15 protein-coding genes are annotated in these 19693 nt (G+C 52.6%); 11 read left to right on the top strand and 4 right to left on the bottom strand.

Going from position 1 to position 19693, the window contains the following annotated elements; translation table 11 throughout:
• Positions 1-44: 44 nt before the first annotated feature.
• A complete protein-coding gene (locus tag ACMAY6_RS14055) occupies positions 45-749 on the bottom strand; it encodes a DNA-3-methyladenine glycosylase I (RefSeq protein WP_435212832.1) in 705 nt (234 codons plus the stop codon).
• Positions 750-1197: 448 nt separating this feature from the next.
• On the opposite strand from ACMAY6_RS14055, the gene ACMAY6_RS14050 reads away from it, so the two are divergent.
• The 5 genes from ACMAY6_RS14050 (at position 1198) to ACMAY6_RS14030 (ending at position 5435) form a co-directional block, all read left to right on the top strand.
• Entirely contained in the window at positions 1198-1779 is a 582-nt protein-coding gene (locus ACMAY6_RS14050) for a lysophospholipid acyltransferase family protein (RefSeq protein WP_435212830.1), read from the top strand.
• A gap of 170 nt (positions 1780-1949) precedes the next feature.
• Positions 1950-2390: a Fur family transcriptional regulator gene (locus ACMAY6_RS14045; RefSeq protein WP_435212829.1), complete on the top strand. Its 441-nt coding sequence runs from the start codon at positions 1950-1952 to the stop codon at positions 2388-2390.
• Positions 2391-2407: 17 nt separating this feature from the next.
• A complete protein-coding gene (locus ACMAY6_RS14040; RefSeq protein ID WP_435212827.1) occupies positions 2408-2821 on the top strand; it encodes a MerC domain-containing protein in 414 nt (137 codons plus the stop codon).
• Positions 2822-2881: 60 nt separating this feature from the next.
• Positions 2882-3214: a hypothetical protein gene (locus ACMAY6_RS14035; RefSeq protein WP_435212825.1), complete on the top strand. Its 333-nt coding sequence runs from the start codon at positions 2882-2884 to the stop codon at positions 3212-3214.
• A 49-nt stretch (positions 3215-3263) separates the two neighbouring features.
• Positions 3264-5435: a TonB-dependent receptor gene (locus tag ACMAY6_RS14030; RefSeq protein ID WP_435212824.1), complete on the top strand. Its 2172-nt coding sequence runs from the start codon at positions 3264-3266 to the stop codon at positions 5433-5435.
• Positions 5436-5530: 95 nt separating this feature from the next.
• Here the strand turns inward: ACMAY6_RS14030 and ACMAY6_RS14025 are convergent, their stop codons facing one another.
• Positions 5531-6550, bottom strand: coding sequence for a CobW family GTP-binding protein (locus ACMAY6_RS14025; protein WP_435212822.1), 1020 nt, complete (start codon positions 6548-6550; stop codon positions 5531-5533).
• Between the two features lie 131 nt (positions 6551-6681).
• On the opposite strand from ACMAY6_RS14025, the gene ACMAY6_RS14020 reads away from it, so the two are divergent.
• From ACMAY6_RS14020 to ACMAY6_RS14000, 5 genes are all read left to right on the top strand, one after another.
• Positions 6682-7410: a DUF1826 domain-containing protein gene (locus ACMAY6_RS14020; protein ID WP_435212820.1), complete on the top strand. Its 729-nt coding sequence runs from the start codon at positions 6682-6684 to the stop codon at positions 7408-7410.
• 350 nt (positions 7411-7760) lie between these two features.
• Positions 7761-10958, top strand: coding sequence for a TonB-dependent receptor domain-containing protein (locus tag ACMAY6_RS14015; protein ID WP_435212818.1), 3198 nt, complete (start codon positions 7761-7763; stop codon positions 10956-10958).
• A 36-nt stretch (positions 10959-10994) separates the two neighbouring features.
• Positions 10995-13790, top strand: a complete 2796-nt coding sequence (locus ACMAY6_RS14010; RefSeq protein WP_435212816.1) for a hypothetical protein — start codon at positions 10995-10997, stop codon at positions 13788-13790.
• A gap of 138 nt (positions 13791-13928) precedes the next feature.
• A complete protein-coding gene (gene phoB, locus ACMAY6_RS14005) occupies positions 13929-14639 on the top strand; it encodes a phosphate regulon transcriptional regulator PhoB (RefSeq protein WP_435212815.1) in 711 nt (236 codons plus the stop codon).
• Between the two features lie 131 nt (positions 14640-14770).
• Positions 14771-15340, top strand: coding sequence for a TetR/AcrR family transcriptional regulator (locus ACMAY6_RS14000; protein ID WP_435212813.1), 570 nt, complete (start codon positions 14771-14773; stop codon positions 15338-15340).
• A 175-nt stretch (positions 15341-15515) separates the two neighbouring features.
• Here ACMAY6_RS14000 and ACMAY6_RS13995 read toward each other — a convergent pair whose 3' ends face one another.
• The gene (locus ACMAY6_RS13995; protein WP_435212811.1) at positions 15516-16760 is read right to left on the bottom strand and encodes a serine hydrolase domain-containing protein; all 1245 of its coding nucleotides are present in this window, start codon (positions 16758-16760) and stop codon (positions 15516-15518) included.
• 68 nt (positions 16761-16828) lie between these two features.
• Positions 16829-18751 carry an NAD(P)-binding protein gene (locus ACMAY6_RS13990; RefSeq protein WP_435212809.1) on the bottom strand — a complete coding sequence of 641 codons (1923 nt, stop codon included), beginning with the start codon at positions 18749-18751 and terminating at the stop codon, positions 16829-16831.
• Between the two features lie 135 nt (positions 18752-18886).
• Here ACMAY6_RS13990 and ACMAY6_RS13985 point away from each other — a divergent pair, with 135 nt between their 5' ends.
• Positions 18887-19606: a hypothetical protein gene (locus ACMAY6_RS13985; protein ID WP_435212807.1), complete on the top strand. Its 720-nt coding sequence runs from the start codon at positions 18887-18889 to the stop codon at positions 19604-19606.
• Positions 19607-19693 lie beyond the last annotated feature (87 nt).

Raw genomic sequence — 19693 nt, 5'->3', positions numbered from 1 at the left:
GCCCGGGTGTGAAGAAATGGCCAAAATTGCGAGACAGGCCAACTTTAGGAGCCGGTTATGCCCGCTCTGTTTTGACCATACCCGAATGACACAATGCGGCTGAGGGCAGAAAGATTTCTGCCGGATTGATCGCGCAATTCATTAAAAAATGTTTGTGTGGCTCGCAGTGCTCTTTGGCTGGTGATGCCGGAATCAATAACCCCGTGATTGCGCAAACAGCCTTCGACATCAGCGGTGAGTAAAAAAGTATCGACACCTAGAGTGCGCAGAGCATAGGGGCCGGTGTTGCCTCCCAGACGGCTGCCTTGTTTTTTAAGGTAAAGCCAAAGGCCAATCACATCGTCTTCGGGCCAGTTGGCGATGAAGGCGCCAAAACTCTTAGCCTCGCGGCGCTCGGTATCGGCGATCATGGCGGCATTTGTAAGGATGGTTTTCACTTTGTTGTGGTTACGAATGATCGCGGGGTTGCTGGCTTTCCGCTCGAGCATATCGTCGGGCATCATCAGCAGGCGCTTGATGTCGAAGCCCCAGAACTCCTCTTCAAAGTGGTCCCACTTCTTGTCGACAACTCGCCAGACAAATCCCGACTGAAAGACCTTTCGGGTAAATTCCGCCAAATAACGATCGGATCCCAGAGCTGTAAGCTGCTTTTTGCTAGCGACCTTCGGAAGCATTGCTTCCACGGCAGCCTTCCCGCCTTTGCGTTCGCAGGCTCTGTCATAGAGCTCTTGATAATCTGGAGTATTCACCCAGTTAGTGTAATGCCTAAAAGGGGGTTAGTTGAAATGCTTAGCGCTCAATTTCAGCCATAGGGTTGAAGGCGCGATGTGGCGCATTTGACTGGCGTGTAGGCGGGCGTTTTTTGTAGCCAATGGCAAGTGTTCTTCTTACCAAAAAAGCTCAGCCTGTATTCACCTTAAAGCGATTTGTTGTATCGATGCCCTGGGCATTGCGGTGCAAATAACTGCAGATGACCCCATATTATGGCGCCAGCCCAATGATGCTGAATTTCCCAAAACCAAGATGTTTTGCGACAGACCGTGGGGGTGAAATTTTTTCCTCACCAACCTACGCAAAGCCATGACATGGCTCTATACTTTGGGCCAAGACACAGAGTAAATCGTCAGGCTAGATGGTTCTGAGATGAGCTGGCATAGGTTGTGTTCGAGTGCTGTGATGCCTAGGAGCTCAATAATAATGAAGTGGCAAAATCTTGGTGACCAACTACCTCAGGTCTACAATCCGTTGACTCGGTTTATCGGCCGATCGACCCTGAGAATTCTCGGCTGGCGTATCAACGGTGAGTTTCCAAATCGCCCCAAATTTGTCGTCGCTTTAGTCCCCCATAGCTCAAATATGGATTTTATTCTAACGATTGCCGTTCTTTGGTCTCTGGGATTGAAGTCGAGTTTCATGATGAAGCACACGCTGTTTTGGTTTCCATTGGGCCCAATATTGCGCGGGCTAGGAGGCATACCCGTTGACCGTCGTAGCGCCCAGGGGCTGGTGGAACAAATGCGTGCTGAGTTCAGTCGGCGTTCACGTTTGGTGTTGGGGGTGACCCCACAGGGCACCCGGGGAGGCTCGGGAGAATTCAAGCAGGGCTTCGCTAGGATAGCGACCGCAGCCGGAGTGCCTATACTGCCCGCCGTTTTGCACTACAAAAAGCGCACGGTGCAGCTGGCATCACTCATTGAAGAATTCAACGATGTGCCCAAGCTTATCGAAACGGTGCAAACCATGGCACGTAGCGGGTCGGCACGCCATCAGAGCGCCTAACCTCGGCGTTTTTCCAAGCGTAAATCGACATTTTGCCCATTCTGCAGGCTGTGACGCGGGTATGACGATTGCTAAGGGCACCTCGGCCACTATTGGGCTGTGCAATCAGTCATGATACTCTGTATCATCACTGCCTCGGGCTTTTCAAGTAGACGGAATGTAGGGCGACCGTGGACATAATTTTAAGTGCGGAACAGAAGTGCGCAGACAATGGCGTAAAGCTGACCAAGCGCAGAAGACAGGTGTTAACGGCTTTGTTGGAGTGTAATGCAGCAGTGTCTGCCTACGAGTTGACGGAGCTGTGTAACCAGCAAGGTGAGACCGCGATGCCGGCCATGTCGGTCTACCGGATATTGGAGTTTCTAGAGGGGCAGTCGCTGGTACACAGACTCAGTACCACGAATAAATACATCGCCTGCTCTCACATCAGCTGTGACCACACCCATTTTACGCGCCCCCAATTTCTGATTTGTAATGACTGTACGCGGGTTCAAGAGGTTGATGTGACCTCAGAAACCCTCTCAGCCATAGAGCGTGTTGCTGCCGATGTTGGCTTTAACCTGAGCGACAAGCAGCTAGAAGTGTCTGGCACTTGCTCCAACTGTAAATAAACTCGAGTTTTTAATCCGTGAATAGCTTAACAACAACGCCCAAGCCCTTGGCTGACAAAACCGCCATGGGTTTGTCCTCGCTCTGTATGCTGCATTGTTTGGCGCTGCCAGCGCTGCTCGCCATTTATCCATCTGCATTAGCCGTAGCGTTAACCGATGAGCTGTTTCACACCACCATGGTGTTTCTTGCCATTCCTGTGAGTGCCATTGCTTTATCGCTGGGTTGTCGGGAGCACAAAAGCTATCGAATACTGGTTGTTGGGTTCACGGGTTTACTGATTTTGGTGGCATCCGCAACCCTCGGCCACGATCTTGTTGGGGAGATAGGTGAAAAGGTGCTCACCGTCGTTGGCGCGCTGTTGGTGTTTGGTAGCCATCTCATCAATTTTCGAATGTGCCGACAGGCTAAACACTGCGAGTGTGACTCATAGCGGGCACAACCCTCTAGGATCCATTTTGCATCAATAAAAGATATGATGTATCATATCTTTATGTCTTCAAGCTTTCACCTACACCAATACAACCGCGGCCCCCGATGGCTGATGCCGCTGCGCGGTATCGCGTTGCTGCTGCTGGCGGTTGCGTTGGTCGCTGGACAAGCCACGACCCTTGCTCATGAAGCCGATCCGTTTTGTGACGAGGAGCTTTGTGAGCTGTGTGAGGGCGGCGCTGGCGAGCTATCTATCACCCCAAACGCCTCTGCTGCAGCAGGTGGCGACAAGTTTCACCCCTTCTCTAAAATTTTCTCGGCCCCGGGCCATCCTGGCAGACGTTCAGTCGCCATGGTGCGCGCACCGCCGTGCGCGTCACTCAGGACATCGTAACGTCTAAGTCCGATTGGGCTTATCTCATCTAATTTTTAGGAACTCTCTAATGAAATCCAAACTTAATGTTTGGACGGGACTTGCGTCCTGTCTGGGTCTACTTGTTGTGGCTGGTGAAGCGCTGAGCCAAACCGAGTCAGATGCCGCCCTCGAAGAAGTTATTGTTCGCTCACACCCGCTGTCAGCTGAGGGCCTGTCACAACCCGTCACAGTATTGGCTGGCGATGAGCTCAATAAAGCCCTCGCTGCTTCACTTGGCGATACGCTCAGCGTGATTCCGGGTGTCCATTCAGCTAGTTTCGGTCCCGCCGTTGGCCGGCCCGTTATTCGGGGTTTGAGTGGGCCCAGGGTAAAAATCATGGAAGACCGAATCGATAGCCTTGATGTGTCGATATCAAGTCCCGACCACGTTACGACAATTGAGCCATTTGCTGCTCAATCTATTGAAGTATTGAAAGGACCGAGCACCTTGCTTTACGGCAGCGGCGCTATCGGCGGTGTTGTTGACATTCACACGGGTCGAATTCCCCACAGATTACCTGAGGCTATGTCGGCGGACTTGGAGGTCAGAGGGTCCGACAATGCTAGCCAGCGCGCAGGGGCGGGTCGTATTGAGGGTGGTGCAGGTGCTTTCGCATTCCACGTCGACGGCTTTTACCGTGATGCTGACGAATACGATATCCCCGGCTATGCCGAGTCCTCGTTGCAGCGGGCCAGTGAAGCCCATGGTGAAGAGCACCACGACGATGAAGGCCACGACGACGATCATGACGAGGGCCATGATGAGCACGAAGGTGAGGAGGAGGCTTTCGGCACTCTTCCTGGTAGCCAAATGCAAGTTCAGGGTGGCAGCTTTGGTCTATCCTTCATTGGAGATACCGGCTTTTTGGGCGTCGCGGTGTCCACGTATGAGGGTGAGTATGGGTTGCCCGGTCACTCGCATCATCACGACGAAGAGCACGGTGACGAGCACGAGGGTGAACACGACGAAGATGAACATGATGACGATGAGCATGAGGGCGAGCATGAGGGGCATGGCGAAGAAGAAATGCCCCCCATTCTTGATCTGAACCAAACCCGAATCGACGTTGAGGGCGGTTTAGAGGCTCCTTTCCCCGGCATTCGTAATGTAAATGTGCGCATGGGTTATAACGACTATGAGCACACTGAGGTTGAGGGTGAAGAAGGTGGTACTCAATTCAAAACCGAAGCCTGGGAAGCAAGGTTAGAAGCTACCCACTATGCAATGCTTGGCTTTGAAGGTGCTGCAGGTTTGCAAATTTCTAACCGTAAATTCTCAGCCCTTGGCGAAGAGGCATTCGTCCCGCCAGTCGATACCCAATCGCTCGGTTTATTTTGGGTGGGTCAAAAGAGCTTGGGTGATGTCAGTCTTGAAACGGGCCTACGCTATGAAAAGGTAGAGCACGACCCTAGTGAGGGTCGGGCACGAGATTTTAATCTTGGTTCTGCATCATTAGGCCTAATTGTGCCCCTGTCAGATTCCTTAACCTTAAGTGGCCAGCTTGATTACTCTAATCGCGCGCCAATAGCCGAGGAGCTGTACAGCAACGGCCCGCATTTGGCGACTCAGACTTTTGAGATCGGTGACCCTTTATTGGATGAAGAAACCGCCAAGAATGTATCGGCAAATCTTCGCTTTTCGTCGGGCTCCGTGAGCTGGGCGTTGGGTGCTTTCCTGACGGACTTCAACGACTTCATTTACGAAGCCAATACGGGTCTCGAGGATGACGAATTGCCTGTTCTGCAATGGTCGCAAGATGATGCAACGGTTCATGGCATGGAAGCTGAGGCGTCTTGGACCGCAATGTCTTGGTCGGAAGGAGCCTTCACCGTCAGCGCTGCTTTTGACTTGGTTGAAGCACGCTTAGAGGAGAGGGCGAATCGCAATTTACCCAGAATTCCTCCGCAGCGCTGGACCCTCACGGGTAATTTCACGCAGGGTCCTTTTCAGGCCGAAGCGTCATGGCGCACGGTATCAAGTCAGTCAGATGTGGCCGTTAACGAGCTGCCCACAGAGAGTTTTGACGATTTGCGGCTCTACTTGTCCTACGCATTGGCATTTGGATCAACAGATGTCGATCTGTTCTTAAACGGACTCAACTTGACCGACGAGGAACAACGACTGCATACATCCTTTATCGCTCAGATGGCACCCCGGGCGGGTCGCACGATCGAGGCGGGTTTTAGGATCCGTATGTAGTTGCTGTGCTGACAATTAACGTAAAGACTCAATGATGCAGGGGCCTCCTTGGGAGGCCGCTACCTTCCGTTTATGAACGCGGCGCGTGATGGGCGTTAAGCGTTTTTCTTTATAAGGCAGCCCAGCAAGCGGTCTTCCCAATTGGCATCGATAGACTCAGCAATAATTTCGATCCTCGACTCCATGCAGTCGTCAATGGGCAACTCCTGAAGTACGCCACCGACCATGTTGTAGGCAAAAACTCCTTTTTCAGTGATGAAAATAGCCTTCATCCTAGCGACGTTCAGCCTGCGCAAGAACGCAAATAACGCGGCATAGCGAAAGATCATCTCAGGGTGAATGCGCCACCCCGTGCTTTCAAAACCTTCACCCTGATTCTCCGCTCGGAGAAAGCCACATTCTGGAAGCGGCTGGTCTTCGGGTAGCGAGGCCTCGCGATCAGGTTGGCGGATTTGGGGGCCTATCGACCTCCAGTCTGTGTTGCCCTCAAGCTGACCAATATCAACGTTGCCATAAGTTGCCGCGATTATTTTTGCTCGGCTGCCCAAAGTCTCGCGGACGTAATCTTGTAACAAGTCATAGTCAGCCGGTGCGCAGAGATCTGATTTGTTAGCCACGATAAGATCGGCAATCGCAAGGTGTTGATCAAAGTTTGGGTGTTGAGCGTTAGTGCCCGAGGACAACACTTGGGCGTCAACCACGGCAACGGTTTGTTGAATCGATAGGGTATTTCTGTGAGCTTCAGCGCTGAGTGTTTCCAGAATCTCAATAGGATGGCCCAGCCCCGTGGGTTCAATCAGTAATCGGTCGGGGGCGACGAGGTGCAGAATTTGACTCAGGGCCAAATCCATTGACAACACCGCAGAGCAGCACATACACCCACCTGTAACTTCAAGAACAACGACGTCTTCGTTTTTTGTCTGTGCCCGAAGCAAGCTGCCGTCGATACCAATTTCACCAAACTCGTTAACGATGATCGCCCAGGTTTCGTGTTTTGGCTTCTGAGATAGCAGGCCCAAAATAGCGGAAGTCTTTCCGGCACCCAGGAACCCGGCAATAACATTGACTGCTGTGACCTTCGAGCCCATCGCTTTTCGTCCCTCAGCTGCAGGCATAGGGTTGCAAACTTGGTACCTAAGCCAGCCATAAAATGATATGATACACCATATCAAAAAGGAGTTTCGCGCCGTTGCTTCAGGCGGTGCTGCTAAATGAGTAAAACCCCGTAAGGGTGGAGTAATAAGCCATGCAAGACCGACCCCTTTCCTCAATGGGAGCAGCCGTCGTGACTAATCCAATGACCCCAGCAACCCCCTATACGGCAGGAAAGGGCAGCGACACCGCCAAAAATCGGCGTGCTGTAGCGGGCAATGACGTAGCGGTGCTCTCGGCGATCTATGAAGAGGATGTAAACATTGCGAATTGGCACCGGGAACTCCCTGAGCCGCTGCGTTGTTCTGTAGAGCAGCTGCTGGAGCTAGCTCCAGCATTTGGGATGAGCCTAATGACAACACCTGCTAAGGCCTACGAGGGTGTTAGTGAGGCGCTGCCAAAAAACTACCAAGGTCCCTTAGCCGAAGATGTTGCTGAAATCGTGGAAATGTTTTGTTTTCTGTTTGATTTAAAGCGCGCGGGTTTGCGTTTAACCGTTCTTAACGAGGCCATGTGTCCACGCTTTCATGTTGATAAGGTGCCCTGCCGCCTCGTCACTACTTATTCAGGTCGAGCGACTGAGTGGCTGCCGCAGGAAAGGATTGATCGTACCAAGTTAGGCATGGGTTATCTCGGACTGCCTGACTCCGACTTAGGGCTTTATAAATCAGCCGATGACATTCGTACGATGAGATCGGGCGACATTGCTTTGCTAAAAGGTGAGGCATGGATTGGCAATGAGAATGGTGGGTTAGTACACCGCTCGCCAAGCCTTGCCGCAGGCGCAAGGCGCTTGCTGCTGACCGTAGATTTTGGAAGCTAGGGCTTCCTGATGCCCGGTACGGCCTGACAAACTTCAACGGCGCTGTTTATTTGGCTTTTTAGCGGCGGTTGAAATTGCGGTTATACCAATAGCGCAGCATGGAAATACTCTATTAAAAGCGGTATTTGGATCCAGGCAGCGACCTTCCAATGGTGTGCGTCGCTGGAGAGATATTTTTTTATCGGGTCTTCCGCGCCAGGCGCGTGAGTGCCTTGCCTACCTGATTGTTGTCACAAAAGCGTAATAAATAATTCAAAAAACCGTAAAGATAGCGTCACAAAAATTTCACTTTCGAACCCTAAAGTTTGCGCAATTGACAGGTTGTCTGCATGCAATTTTTAGGGGTTTAAATGTTTTTCTTGCCAACCACACGACGCTCAATCGTTGCCACACTGCTTGTTTGCTTGTTGCCAGCAGCCCCCATTCTGGCGGCAGATGAGCTTCTCATTTATGTATTTTCCGGTGATAACCCAGCGGTGGGCACTGAAATACAGTTAGACCAGAACAGAGTCGGAAAGACTGGCGAAGATGGCTCGCTTCTGGTGGATGTTTCAGGGCAAGGCACGCACGTCATTACGGTAGGAGCTGACGAGGGCGAAATTACTGCGCGGTTCGCTTCAGGAGCTGGGCAGTTGGTCGATGCTGTAGTTCAGGTTGAGACCGGTGAGACATTTCTCGATGTTTACGCGCAAACAGAAAGTGTGCTTGAGCGTAAATCGGCGGCTAAAGGCTCTCTCAATATTCGGGTATTGCAGGGCGATTCGGTCGCTTCAAACGAGTCTGTCTATATTGCTGGTCTCGGCGCCTCACTAAAAACCAATTCCGCTGGAGAGGCCAGTATCACGTTGCCAAGGGGGCGTTATCGCACTCAGGTAGCTGAAAAAACTGCCAACCTCCGTGTCGTGGGGGGGCTCACTCGCTCAGTGGTGCTCAAAATCGATGAGTCGGCCATGATGATGCAGGTGGCCGCACCGACCCTTGAAGAGGTCATCGTCATCGCAAGCTTCGACCCTGCGGGTCTTGAGCTCAGTGAGCGCGACACGACCAATATCGTTGACACAATTGGCGTTGAAATGCTGGCTAGGTTTGCCGACTCAGATGTGGCTGCCTCGGTGGTTAGAGTGCCGGGGGTATCGGTACAAGACGACAAATACGTGTTCATTCGTGGTCTGGGCGGGCGTTATGTCTCCGCCACGTTGAACAACGCCACTATGCCGTCTACCAATCCTTCTAAACGCACTGTCCCTCTGGACTTATTCCCCTCCAATTTTGTGAATCAGTTGGATGTAAAAAAGACTTTTCTCACTCACATGCCGGGCGAATCTACCGGGGGCAACCTCGCGATTAACACCAAGACATTCCCGGATGAGCGCATTCTAGGCATGAGTATTCAGGGCGGCTATACCACCGATTTGACCGGGGAAACGGTTTTCGTCGATGCCCTTCAGGGCGACTTTGACCAATTGGGATGGGATGACGGCGCTAGAAGTCCGGATTCTGCCTTGGCGGCAATCTCGGGCATGTTGAATTCGGGTGAGGCGACTGACAGTAACACGGGCCAGGTCTTTACCTTGGACGAAGCCACTGCCGGTGAACTGCGCCGCGCAGGCGCCCTGCTGATGAAAGAGGGTTTTGACCCCAGTTTTGAGTCAGCGGCACCCAGCGGAAAAATGGGCCTCAACTTTGGCGACCTGTTTCTTCTCGATGCTTCTGAAGTGGGCGTTTATGCCGCCATGAACTACTCCAACGACTGGAGTAAGCGCGACGATGGGGAACGCTACACCTACGAATCACAGGGTGAGGTTGCAGACAACTTTCTCTATCGGCAATACACCAACACCATACAGTTCAATGGGTTTTTGTCAGTGGGTTGGAACGTAGGCGACCACACCTTCGAGTGGAACACCGTGGCCTCTCGTGTCACCGAAAGCCAGTTAGAGCGATCGGTAGGTCAGGAGGGCGATGAGTTTCAGGCATTGCTTCGGCAAACCATTCAGTGGGAAGAGCGGCAGTACCTGTCGACACAACTCGCGGGATCGCATTTTTTAAACGATATGGGTTCTGTTTCCTTGGAGTGGCAGGCGACCGCAAGTCAGGCCGATCGCTACGCCCCTGATCGCCGGGAGTACGACTTTTCGGCCACTTCTAGCGCGACTGATCCAGAGGTATTGAAGTCTCAATACGATTTTCAGCAACCCAATGATCAGCAGTCAGAATTGTTTAACGGTTTTATTTTGGAGCCGGGCACCATCATCCGCCGCTACGACGATCTGGTTGACAACAATATCGACGTTTCGGCTCAGCTTGGCTGGGACGTGTTTGACGCCGGAGAGAGCTTCGGCAGACTTTCAACAGGTATTCAGCTTATTTTTCGGGAGCGTACCTCAGAGAGCGCGACGTACGGTTTTAACGTTAATCAAGTGCGGGATGACTTGCTCCGCAGCAGCAATCTGCTGGTTTCCGATGTGGTTTATAGCTGTGACAGCACGTCGTCTAACCCCCAATGTGGATCCGCTACGGAAGGTGGTATTTCCAACGACTCCAATTCCGGTTTGGTGTTTGTTGATAAAACCCTCGCTTCAGACAGCTATGACGCTGAATTGGAGTACAACAGCGCGTTTCTCATGTATGACCACACCTTCAACGCGTCCTGGCAGGTGGTTGTGGGTGGCCGTTACGAAACTTACAAGCAGATGACAGATACGTTCTCACTGCAGGGGAGTGGAGGTGCCGTTCAGTCAGTTATTGACGAGGACAGCTTTTTACCCAGCCTTGGCGTCAACTGGTTCGTGACCGATTCGCAGCAAGTCCGATTCGCCGTTTCTCAAACCGTAGCGCGGCCAGACTTTAAAGAAGCCGCTAATGCGACCTTTTACGACAACGAATTCAATGTTCGTGTTCGTGGCAATCCATTCCTGGAAATTTCCGACATTCTCAACGCAGACTTACGTTGGGAATGGTACCTGTCAGAAATGGACAGCGTATCGGTTGCCTTGTTCTACAAAGACATGGACAAGCCGATTGAGCGGGTGGTGCAGGCGGCATCGGGTTCAGCCGGTAATTCACGAACATTTCAAAATTCCGATAGCGGAGAGCTGTTCGGTGTTGAGGTCGATGGCCGGTTTGAATTTGCCTTGGGTGACGGCTACGACCAGAGCTTATTTGTGGCTTTTAACGGTGCCTTTATTGAATCTGAAGTCAGCGCTGCGAATCAGGAAGCTCGTGCCCTTCAGGGTCAGCCCGAGTACACCGCCAACCTTATCTTTGGTTTTGACAGCATAAGCGCGGGACATCAATTGACGCTGCTGTTGAATCAAAACGGTAAATCAATCGCCGATGTCGGCGTATCCGGACAACCCGATGTGTTTCTTGAGCCCAGGCTAGATCTCAACATGGTCTACCGGTTCAACATGTCCGACTCCCTCACGTTGAAGGCAAAGCTAGAAAACCTTCTGGATGAGGAAGTGAAGTACAGCCAAGGCGGGCAGGTGTTCCAAGTCTACCGTCGAGGTTCTTCTGTTCAGCTGGGTTTTGATTGGCAGTTCTAAGCCCATCACATTGACTCTCACAGAGATGAAAAAATTATGACGAGAAGTATCAAGCTACACCTTATTAGTGCGGTTTTGGTGACATTTCTTGCCGCTTGCTCTGACGGCGATAACACCACCATCAACATTGAGGCACCACCGAGCAATGGTGGCGGTGACTCGGGCGGCGGTGACTCGGGCGGCGGTGACTCGGGTGGCGAAACCCCGGTGTCCTGTCCTGAAGGGACGTCTGAAGTCAGCGAAGGGCTGTGTGAATTGCCCGCTACCATCTCGACAGACTTGACGCTGTCGGCAGGGGTTAAGTATTTAATGACGGATCGCGTGACCGTGGGTAACGGTAATGGTCAGCTGGAAAGTAACGGTGATGGCTCTTTGGCAGATGGTGCGGATGTTCAATCGGTGACATTGACGATTGAGGCCGGGGTTGAGGTCTTAGGCAAGTCGGGCACATTTGCCAATCTACTCGTGACCCGGGGTAGCAAAATTCTGGCAGCGGGTACCGCAGACGCGCCGATTATCTTTAGCTCCGACGATGAGGGCTATGACGGCTCCGGCGAATGGGGCGGCCTGATCATTCATGGCTATGCGCCGCACAATGAATGCGCGGAAGGGGGCAGTTACTGCGACATCGATGCTGAGGGCGAGTCGGGGTTTGCGGGTGGTTATGACCCCGATGATAGCAGTGGTGTCCTGCGGTATGTGGTCGTTGCCGAGGGCGGTTATGAATTTTCTACCGGCAATGAAATCAACGGCATCTCACTGGTTGGCGTGGGCCGGGGCACAGAAATGGACTACGTTCAGGTGCATGGCAACTCAGACGACGGTATCGAGTTATATGGCGGTACGGTCAATCTGAAGCACGGTGTTTTCACCAACAACAACGATGACTCGGTAGATTGGGACGAGGGATATCAGGGCAACTTGCAGTACATTATTGTTAAGCAGGGTGCGTCCAAGGGAGAGGCCTTTGAGATGGATACCGAGGGGTCTTCCGATGGATTTCTCTCTAAGCCAACCCTTGCAAACGTGACGGTAGTGGCTGAAAAGATAGCCGACCGAGCCGACTACAGCCTAAACTTTAAGAAGCGCTCGGCTGGTTTTTTCCACAACACGATCGTCACCGTGTCGCCTGATTCTGAAACCGCTCTGACCACCTGCGTCAATGTTGACGGCTCGGGTTCACAGGCGCTGGTGGGTGAGGCGCTGGTTCTGAACAACTGGATTCAGGATTGTGCCTCGGGATCTGGCGATCGCGGCACCCTGGCAAACGTAGCGGGTTTGGATAACGGCACCATTGCGGCAGTAGCGGCACAGCTCGATGATAATTTCGCTTCTCAGGCATCTGCGGCGGTATTGTCCAATACGATCGATTGGGCGGCAGTTAACAGTGCCTATCCGGAATCGGTGGCCGACGCAGGCTACCTTGATGCGACGAACTTTATTGGTGCGGTCAACCCCGATGGCAGCGATGTCTGGTGGGCTAATTGGACCATTGCAGGCAGCGTTGGTAATCCTAGCCTTCCCGTGGCCTCCTGTCCTTCAGGTACGGATGAACTGGAAGGCGGTCTATGCCTGCTGCCCCCCACTGTCTCGTCTGACCTGACGTTGACTGCGGGTGTGGACTACCTCATGGAAGGCCGGGTTACCGTCGGTAACGGTAATGGCCAACTGGAGATCAATGGCGATGGGACGCTGGCCGATGGGTCTTCAGTCCGCAACGTTACTTTGACTATTGAGCCAGGGGTAAAAGTGCTGGGCAAAACCGGTACCTTTGCTAACTTGGTGATCACCCGCGGCAGTAAGCTTATGGCGATGGGCACCCAGTCTGCACCCATCGTATTCTCCTCCGATGATGAAGGCCTCGACGGATCCGGTGAGTGGGGCGGGCTGATCATGCACGGCTATGGAAAACACAACGAGTGTAGTGAAGGTGGCAGCTATTGCGATATCGACTCCGAAGGAGAGTCAGGTTTTGCGGGTGGCTATGACCCGAATGACAGTAGCGGTGTACTGCGCTACGTGGTGGTTGCGGAAGGTGGCTATGAATTCTCTACGGGTAATGAAATCAACGGTATCTCGCTGGTAGCCGTGGGTAACGGTACGGAGATGGATTACATTCAGGTGCATGGCAACTCTGATGATGGCATCGAGTTTTATGGTGGCAACGTCAACGTTAAGCACGGCGTCTTCACCAACAACAATGACGATTCCGTGGATTGGGATGAGGGTTATCAGGGCAACCTTCAGTACATCATCGTCAAGCAAGGCGCTTCAAAAGGTGAAGCCTTTGAAATGGATACCGAGGGTTCATCAGAGGGCTTTTTGTCAAAGCCAACACTGGCAAATGTCACGATTATCAATGACAAGGTGGCTGATCGGGCAACCTATAGCCTGAACTTTAAAAAGCGCTCGGGTGGTTTTTTCCACAACACCATAGTGACGGTCGCCGGTACCTCCCAGACGGTTGTTGATACCTGTATTAATGTCGACGGCTCTGGTTCTGAGGCTCTCGCCGGTACTGCATTGGTTGTTAATAACTGGATCCAGGACTGCGGTCAGGGCGAGGGAGTGCACGGCACACTCTCAGGTTCCAACGTGAGCTTCGATACCACAACGGTAGTTGAGACCAATGCCGAATTGGATGCTCTGCTCAGCTCCCAAGCCCCCGAGGCAATTGGCTTGGAGCCGCTGGATTGGGACCTTATTAACGGCGCTTATCCTGAGTCGGTTGCCGATGGTACTTACCTTGATTCAACGGATTACATTGGCGCTGTGGATCCTGACGGGTCGGATCTCTGGTGGGCTGGCTGGACTGTACCGGGCTCACTATGAGCCTTGTCGCGGGTTTCGTTGCGCCCCAGATAACACGGTTTTGCAAAGGCCCACATTGAGCATGGGTCGTTAATAGGGGTGCGTTAGACCGGTTGATGATGGCTTTGTTGCCAGCGTTAGCTTAATGAAGGAAGACTTATGGCTATGAAAAAAATCTTGGTTGTCGATGATGAATCTGACCTTAGAGATATGCTGAGGTTTGCCCTGGAGACCGAGGGATTCGAGGTTTTGGAAGCGGCTGATATTCAAAAGGCTTACTGGCTGATAAATGACCAAGATCCCGATTTGGTTTTGCTCGACTGGATGCTCCCCGGTGGTAGTGGCATTGAATTACTCAGCCGGTTGAAAAAAGAGGAAGCGACACAGTCCTTGCCGGTCATTATGGTCACCGCGAAAGCCCGTGAGGAGGACGTTATTCAGGGGCTGGATATGGGCGCACGCGATTACATTACAAAGCCGTTTTCCTTAAAAGAGCTTCTCGCTCGTATACGAACTATTTTTCGACACGCTGAAAATGATGACGATAACCATCAGCTGCGCGTTGGAGATTTAGTGCTGGAGCCTGATAACCGTCGTGTCACCTTGGGCTCACAGATTCTGATGTTAGGGCCCACGGAATTTAACCTATTGAAGTTTTTCATGCTGCACCCCGAGCGGGCCCATGCACGCAAACAAATACTCCAGCAGATTTGGGGTAATAACGCCTGTGTGGATGCGCGCACTGTTGACGTAAGTATTCGCCGTCTTCGGAAAACTCTGAAGAACGCCCACCCTGTATACAGTGACCTCATTCAAACCGTTCGCGGAACTGGCTATCGATTTTCTCCTAGGGATTTACTGGCTGCCTAAAGCCTCAACCTAGCGTTTCTATTTAGGGCTTGTGGGGGGCATGGTGCATATCAGGCCGCGAGTAAGGCATACTCGGGCGCACAGTGGCGATCATGCCAATTAAGCCGAGAGCAAAATAATAGAAACCTGATATGAAGGCCGATCGAAAAACAGAGATCTTGCGCGAAGCAATAAAACTCATTGTCGACGAGGGCTACAGCAGCCTCAGCATGCGGGCCTTGGCCCGGGCGAGTGGTTTGAAGTTGGGTGCACTGCAATACCATTTTCGGACCTGGGATGCACTGCTAACTGCCTTGGTGAATTTCATTGAGGCTGAGATCACTTCTGCATTCAGTGCCCCGGGAGGACCCAGTGAAATTCCTTCTATTATGAGTATGGTTGAATTTATGCTCGATGAGCAGGTTGGCACATCAGAGCAGCTATTCAATGACCGGCTTTGGACTCAGCTGTGGGCTATGGAGCAGGTAGAGCCCCTGGTATCCGATTTGTTAGAAGAGGTCTATGCCACGTTCTTGGCGAAGTTAGAGACTCTTATGGCAGCGAAGGGTGTCGTTAATGCTCGCGCAGAATCCCTCATGCTCTTAACTCTGGTGGAGGGAGAGTCACTCTTTGTGGGGCGGGGGCGACGTTGGGAGAAGGACAGATCTGCAGTCAAGCAGGCCATATTAAATCTCGTAAAAGAGCGTTATGTCGACGTCTAGTCAGGCCCTACCGCTGTACTGATATCTGTGTGGATCGATCCGCTGATCGGGTTTCGCTGCAGCGCTGTTTGGGAGCTGTCCTCAACACGCATGGCTTTTCATTTGAGGTTTGCCCTTTAACTGCAAGAAGGCGGCATGAAGCGCCGCACGCACGGTCGAGAAATGGGCCCGGAAGTCATCGAAATTTAGCGATTAACGCCTCCATGAGCTCAGCCGTAGCACCCCAACCGTGGGATTCTCCATTGCCGTCGGCTCGGGGCCAGGTCGAATATAGGGTAATTACAAGATCGGCCTCGGGCACCACCCGTACAAATTGACCGTGAATGCCATAGCCACTGACGTCCCCGCCTGAATTTCCCTCCCCCCACCAAAATGATCGGTAGGACGGCGTGTAGCCTTCCGGCGCAGGGTAGGGCCAGTTGGGGTCACCTTGCTGTGCCAATATGTCCTGAATAAAGGGTGCAGGAATGACCTCCTTGCCCAGTGCCTTGCCGTCGTTCAAAACCAGGAGCCCAAAACGAGTGAGATCACGCAGCGTCGAGCTCATACCATGATCGGCCAAAACAAAGCCGCCCTCGTCCACCGTAATGTTGGCATCGAACTCAGCACCCATGGGTTGCCAGACATGCTGCGAAATGAGCTCTGCCAACGGTTGCCCTGTTGCCGCTTCAAGCACCCAGCCAATGACGTTCGTCGAGCCCGACCGGTAGCTGAATTTGCCCAGTTTTGCTTCATCCCGTCCAATCATTGGAAGAAATGCATAAAGGCTGGTCGGCCCGCCTTCTGGGCAGTAATCGGCATCTGTCCAGCCGATGGCGCAGTCTTGAAGTCTGAACGTGGTGGTGAAATCCGGATAATCTTCGGTGTAGTCAGACCCGTCACGCATGTCGAGCACAGTTTGCAGCGAGTCGGGAGCATAGCCGCTTTTGGCGAGGGCGGGGACGTAATGAGCCACCGGCTTATCGAGGTCAATGACCCCCTGTGCCGCGAGTTTTCCCGCAACCAGTGCAACCACAGACTTGGACACAGAATTCATTAAGTGCGGCAGTTCGGGCTTGAGGCTGCCGTAGTACTGCTCAAACATTATGTCACCGTCTTTGAGAATCAGCAGGCCATCGATGTACTGCTGCTCAGCGATGTTATCAATCGCCTGCTGACGCCCCTGAAATTCAACGGAAAAATCCTTAACGATGTCTTCACTGTTTTTAAGGGTAAGAAATTGCGTCGGGTCACGAGGGATATTTACCGTAGGAATCACTTCCCGCATGTGGCTGAAAGCCCAGCGGTTGATAGGCCCGAATTGAAAGGATTCAAGGGTCAGGTTGTCGGGTCGACCACTGTCCTGGGCAACCGAAATCGATGGGCCGAAAAGCATTACCGTCAACAGTAGCCCCGTGAAAACCCTCGTGTTCAATCCCATAAGCTCGCTCCTCAGCGGGTTGGATAGCAATGTAAGCCCGCCGTTTTAGTACCGGCAAGATCGTTGATTCAAGCAGTCTGCTCCTCAACCGCTCGCCAGGCAGCATCAAAGGCCAGGTTCATTAGCGGAGTTGCCTCGGAATCGGTGTTGGCAATAGAAATACGGCCGAACTGGGCACGCCCAATCTCATGGGGTGCCTGGCCGTCCTCCCATTTGGGGTCATACAGGCCCAAGTACGCATAAGCGTAGCCGTGAGGGATTCGATTGACCGTAATCGCCTGGATATCGGTCTCATGGTTGAAGCCGTGTTTCCCCAACAAGGATTGTAATTGTTGGCGTATCTGCTCCTCGTAGTCGGCAAAGGGGGTGCTATAGATGGTGTGCCGCGCCATACGTAGTTGATCGCGACACGATGCAGGTTGTTCAGGTCCGGTCATGGGCGAATGCATCATGAACACGACCATGGGGTCATCTGGGTTGCGGGGAGGTTCATAGCCGCCCACCGCGACGGCAGGTGAGGTGCTCACCCACTGAAAGGGGTCATAGGGGCACTGAAACAAGGTGGCGCCCAGTTTGGAGTAGGCTTGACCATCTTTTAGTTGCACATTGGCATAGACGAAGGGGGTTTTGACCCCGTAACTCAGTCCCGCTTTTTGGGCTTCGGGCATTTCCGGGCACAAGTGGGGTATGAGCGCGTTATAGCAGGCCAGTACGCAGTGGTCAGCGGTGACTCGCTGGGCCTTGCCCTGCTGCACGTAATCCACCTCAACTTGATTCTTATTGTTTTCGCGTACCCCGACCGCAGTGCTATTGAGGCGCAGCCTTGTGGCATAGTTTTCTTGGTCTAGAGCGCTGTAATCAAAGCGCGCGATCGCCACATCGGGCGTGCCCTGCATGCCCGGGGCCACTGCGGGAATCAGCTTTTGTACCAGTAAGCGCGCGACAGAAGCATTGCCGTCGGGAAACATTGTGACACTGAGTAGGCTGTTGAGCGCCAGCTCCGCCAACTTGGCCGTGGCCTTGCCCACCCACCCCATTGATTTGATGCCGGTGCCACCCATGGTCATGCCTTCCAGTACGGTCAGGTTCCATCCCGATACGCCGGTAAGGTTGATAATTATGGCGTTAAGAATTGGCAGAGTGGACTCGGCTAGTCCGACCTTATCCATCAAGTACCGGTTGTAGCTGGTGGTATTGATGTAGTCCCATTTCTCGGTAAGGGAGAGGTCATCTAGGAAGTCTTGCTGCCCGGAAAAAAAGTCGACCAGTTTGTCTTGCTCTGTCGTGGGCAGGGGTAAGGCGCGCACAGACTTCTCGTGGCCTTTGCCACCAAACATAGCGGCTAGCCAATTCCCTCTAACAGTGACATGGCCGTTTGCTCCGGGCATGGCGATACCATTTTCTGCCTGCATCTTGCCAGCGAGGAACATATCGTCCGATGTTTGCCGGTTCATGAACTCGATGAAATCGCCATCAATGCCAATGTCTTCCATCAATCCGCGGGCTGAGTCGCTGTAGTTACTCAGAGCTTCTATGTTTTGCGCGCCACCGAGGCTAAGCATCATTCTTCCATCTTGGTGGAACTCGTTGCGCTTGGCGTGACCACCAAAGTCGTCATGATTGTCGAGTATTAGGATGCGTGCATCGGTACCCATCTTTTGTTGGTAGTAGCGTGCTGCTGCCAGTCCGCTCATGCCTGCGCCGACCACGATCAGGTCATAGTGCTCATTCAATGTTTCGTAGCGTGCAGGTTTGTTGCCCCGCCAAGCCAATTCGTGGGCCACCTCAAAAGAGCCTTCATGGCTTCCTCGCATACCCGTGAGTGTGGGCGGGTAATACGCAGAGGGATCTGTGGGGCTAAAGAACCCAGGGGCATCAGCCGTAACCGGTATCTCAGTTACGACTTCTTTGCCGCATCCGTTCAGTAATAGGCCGCCTGCTCCAATGACAGCGCCGTTTATGAAATCTCGACGTTTTATATCAATCGGCATAGGCAGGCTCTTTTCTTAATCTGTTGTATCACGTAATTTTCCACTTTACATGTCAGACGACAGGTTATAGCCTGTCGGTCGACATGTGCAAGGCTTTCGGCGATTTTTCAATCGTAAAAATAGGACAACCCTTAAATGAGCAACCTTACTGCTAACGATACCGCCCTTGATATTCAGATTAACCGCTTTGGTTTTTGGTGCGCCGTTATTTGTATTGCAACGGGGTTTTTAGCGGTCGCACTGCCTTTGGATGTCCCCGGTGGATACGATGCGGCCCCGGATGAGCGGTTAAATTGGCTGGCGGCTCATAGGACTTCGTTCATTGCAGGGTGGATCAATCAAATCGTTGCAATGCTCACCTTGTCGGGGTTATTTCTCGCTATCGCCTGGCGAGTCCGCCATAAAAGCCCCCTCGCTGCCCTGCTGGCTGCCGGTGCCACTGCCCTGGCGACTATGGCCTTTGTCATTCCTAAGTTTATGGCGGTCTGGACCATACCGCTGTTAGCGGAAGCGACTTTATCAGGGGCGGCGGGCTCAGAGATGGCGGCCATGCTATTGCCACTGCTGAACGTATCGATTCCCTTCTCGCTGTATACCTCTTTCGATTACATGGGCTTTTGGCTTTATGCGTTGTTCGCTCTACTCGTGATGGTGCCCATGGTCGACCGCGATTGGCCGTCTAAGTTTGCTGCATTGTCACTAGGCCTATTTGGCATAGGTTTTCACGTGGCGTTTGCAATGCTGATCTTCGGGGTAATTGGTGCCCCAGATATTGAACTGTCCTTTGGTCTTGCCTTTATACCGCTACTCCTTTTGGTCTTGGTAATGGTCCCGATTTTTCGGCGCGTGGACTGATGTGATCCCTCAAAAACTCGTCACGAGAAGTGATTTGTGATTCTCGAAAAATTAAAAAAATACAACAACTACCGCTTAGTTAAGGAA

Origin of the sequence: Luminiphilus sp. nBUS_16, assembly GCF_051201645.1 — a bacterium.
Taxonomy (GTDB): domain Bacteria; phylum Pseudomonadota; class Gammaproteobacteria; order Pseudomonadales; family Halieaceae; genus Luminiphilus.
The sequence above is the reverse complement of the archived record's forward strand: the minus strand, read 5'-3'. Positions and strand labels throughout refer to the sequence as shown.

What these genes read in the sequence shown, in the direction of transcription:
- ACMAY6_RS14050 (WP_435212830.1), top strand. Translation starts at nt 1,198, where the DNA reads ATGAAGTGGCAAAATCTTGGTGACCAACTACCTCAGGTCTACAATCCG.
- ACMAY6_RS14035 (WP_435212825.1), top strand. Translation starts at nt 2,882, where the DNA reads ATGTCTTCAAGCTTTCACCTACACCAATACAACCGCGGCCCCCGATGG.
- ACMAY6_RS14030 (WP_435212824.1), top strand. Translation starts at nt 3,264, where the DNA reads ATGAAATCCAAACTTAATGTTTGGACGGGACTTGCGTCCTGTCTGGGT.
- ACMAY6_RS14025 (WP_435212822.1), bottom strand. Translation starts at nt 6,550, where the DNA reads ATGCCTGCAGCTGAGGGACGAAAAGCGATGGGCTCGAAGGTCACAGCA.
- ACMAY6_RS14020 (WP_435212820.1), top strand. Translation starts at nt 6,682, where the DNA reads ATGCAAGACCGACCCCTTTCCTCAATGGGAGCAGCCGTCGTGACTAAT.
- ACMAY6_RS14015 (WP_435212818.1), top strand. Translation starts at nt 7,761, where the DNA reads ATGTTTTTCTTGCCAACCACACGACGCTCAATCGTTGCCACACTGCTT.
- ACMAY6_RS14010 (WP_435212816.1), top strand. Translation starts at nt 10,995, where the DNA reads ATGACGAGAAGTATCAAGCTACACCTTATTAGTGCGGTTTTGGTGACA.
- phoB (WP_435212815.1), top strand. Translation starts at nt 13,929, where the DNA reads ATGGCTATGAAAAAAATCTTGGTTGTCGATGATGAATCTGACCTTAGA.
- ACMAY6_RS14000 (WP_435212813.1), top strand. Translation starts at nt 14,771, where the DNA reads ATGAAGGCCGATCGAAAAACAGAGATCTTGCGCGAAGCAATAAAACTC.
- ACMAY6_RS13995 (WP_435212811.1), bottom strand. Translation starts at nt 16,760, where the DNA reads ATGGGATTGAACACGAGGGTTTTCACGGGGCTACTGTTGACGGTAATG.
- ACMAY6_RS13990 (WP_435212809.1), bottom strand. Translation starts at nt 18,751, where the DNA reads ATGCCGATTGATATAAAACGTCGAGATTTCATAAACGGCGCTGTCATT.
- ACMAY6_RS13985 (WP_435212807.1), top strand. Translation starts at nt 18,887, where the DNA reads ATGAGCAACCTTACTGCTAACGATACCGCCCTTGATATTCAGATTAAC.